At 54.1% G+C, this 930-nt stretch carries 1 protein-coding gene; it reads right to left on the bottom strand.

The window, feature by feature from the left end:
* Positions 1-167: 167 nt before the first annotated feature.
* A complete protein-coding gene (locus ACMWLG_RS25830) occupies positions 168-386 on the bottom strand; it encodes a hypothetical protein (protein WP_198129632.1) in 219 nt (72 codons plus the stop codon).
* Positions 387-930: the final 544 nt, after the last annotated feature.

Genomic DNA, 930 nt, shown 5'->3' with positions numbered 1-930 from the left:
CATTGGGCTGGGCGCACATTCTACTGACTGGCGAATATCTTTGGCCCAAGGAACCGAAAGCTTAGGGTGTCATTTCGCCCTCAGCCGGAACCGACCCCATCATGGAACGACGACCACCGTCCGTGACGGCCGCCTCGTTTAAGTATGGACAGAAATACAGAAAATGCTCAGGACGAAATGTAATGAATGCGAACGGATTCAAGAAATTCGAGCATGACAGTCCTTACGGCCGGTTCGGTTTCAGACAAAATCTGCCGGTATGCATCCAGCATCATGGCTCCGGCATCCCCTCCGGCACGCCGTAGCCAGACCGAAACAACGGACACAAGCAGGTGTCGCTCATCATCACTAAGAGTCATCAGGGCTCCGGAAGAAAAACCAAACATGGCTTACCTACTGTTAACGGCAACGCAGAAGAAAGGTTTACAGGGTAGCGGGCAGGGATGAAAAAAAAAATTGCAGTCAGGCCGGAACGGCTGCTGAACCGGTACAGGCGGGTTCCGGGCGCAGCGCCGGACCAGTCACGGAGCACTAGCGGAGTGTATACTGGCTTAAGATGTAGCATGGCAGTAACACATAGCATTAATGCCACATAAGACAGGCGCAGAAAGTGAAAGAAAACGCGTCAGGAGAAAATGTGATACAGAATATATTCCGCTTCCTCGCTCACTGACTCGCTCCGCTCGGTCGTTCGGCTGCGGCGAGCGGGACGGGCTTACGGATGGAGCAGAAATTTCCTGGGGGATGCCAGGAAGATACTTAACGAAGAAAGCATAAGGCCGCGCCAAAGCCGTTTTTCCATAGGCTCCGCCCCCCTGACAAGCATCACAGAATCTGACGCTCAAATCAGTGGTGGCGAAACCCGATGCGGCTTAAAGATACCAGGCGTTTCCCCCTGGTGGCTCCCTCGTGCTCCCCCGCATTCCTGCC

It is taken from the genome of Enterobacter sp. 01-M-02-SI-ECC (assembly GCF_047530595.1).
GTDB classification, from domain to species: domain Bacteria; phylum Pseudomonadota; class Gammaproteobacteria; order Enterobacterales; family Enterobacteriaceae; genus Enterobacter; species Enterobacter cloacae_M.
The sequence above is the reverse complement of the archived record's forward strand: the minus strand, read 5'-3'. Positions and strand labels throughout refer to the sequence as shown.

Excerpts from the sequence above, each read along its gene's own strand:
- ACMWLG_RS25830 (WP_198129632.1), bottom strand. The coding sequence starts at position 386 with ATGTTTGGTTTTTCTTCCGGAGCCCTGATGACTCTTAGTGATGATGAG.